The 1,349-nt window shown below is 32.5% G+C and carries 1 protein-coding gene; it reads right to left on the reverse strand.

From position 1 onward, the window contains the following. Nucleotides 1-1,027: 1,027 nt before the first annotated feature. Nucleotides 1,028-1,349, reverse strand: a 322-nt coding sequence (locus tag AC1DSL_RS18280; protein ID WP_477533342.1) for an immunoglobulin-like domain-containing protein, incomplete at its 5' end; no start/stop codon positions are given.

Consider the following 1,349-nt stretch of genomic DNA (forward strand, 5'->3'; position numbering starts at 1 on the left):
GTACAGAAGAGGCAGTAAATCCGGGTATTCCCAGATTTTGTGGTGAAATCCATAAAATTGGACCAGCTAAACGATTAACAGACCAAACAATTGATCCTAATTGAAGTAATTCACCCGTTAGTTGAATAAGAATTTCCTTTTTAACTTACCTTCTGAACGATCGTCTGATCCGATGTACATACAAATAAAGATACAGCTAAAAAAGTCATCTTCTAGTGAAGAATCTATTAATTCCTTGATTGTAGCCGGTTTACCCCAAATAAACTCATGATTAAAGTTAATCCTGCGACAATTGGAACAATCTCAAATGAGTTTATTTTAAACAACCAATACGGAATAGGTACACTAAATGAAGAAGGATTAGGTGCTACATTTAAGAAAATCGTGTATGTGACTGGACTATAAAAGGATAGAATTAGTAATGGACATGTTATGCATAGAAACAGTGGTATATTAATTTTAAACGACCAAAATTTTATAAAGATTGTGGAACTATATAAGCCAAACAAAAAAGGGACAATCGAGTTGAACCAATACGTAGATAGAGGATTATAAGTTGCTTCAAAATCTTGTTTTATTATCTGTTGATAATGGAAAGCAATCAGTATCAATGCAAGCAAACCTATAACCCATAGTAATTTCAAGGCAATTTTTTTAAAGTCTTGACGCATTTATTAAACCCTCTCCTTTATGGAATCTTCCTATTGTATTCTCCTCAATCGTAGAAAACCAATCAATCGTGTTTTTTATTTCATTAAATCAGCCTACATTTTAGAATTTAGCCAATCGTCTTTGTACTCTTTATTGAACTAACCTGCCCCGTTAGTTGAAGAAGTTCAACAAAATAAGCGTTAATCCTTATTGGATCAACGCGTCGAAAATACTCAATAAGCTGCCAATGTAGCCCTATATGCCAATTCATTGTGTTTGTATTGATTCCCAGAAAAGTTTATCCATATAAGTCCTTATTATTAGTTCAAATGGTTTTAAAAACTCAAGCCTAAAACACATCAAATTTGCTTTACATTTACGGTGTAATAACTTTAAACGGGGCAGCGAGAGTGAATTTCTTTTCTTTTGATAACTCACTATTAATTTCAAAAGACTTTAAAAGGCGATGTTCGCCTGGAGAAAGCTCACTTTCTAATCGTTCGAGCGAAATTGTTATTTGGGAAGACTCATTTGGACGGAGTATTAGTCCTATATCTTCAAAAACATTATTTTTAAAGGGAATTGAGTACCAAATGCCATCAATTTTCTTTTGAATTAAAAAATGTCTACCATACAAAAATTCAAGGTTGCTATCATTTTGAATATTTACTATAAGTTCCTTGTCAGAGGTTAGAAAT

This window comes from Paenisporosarcina sp. P4_D4, assembly GCF_056401835.1.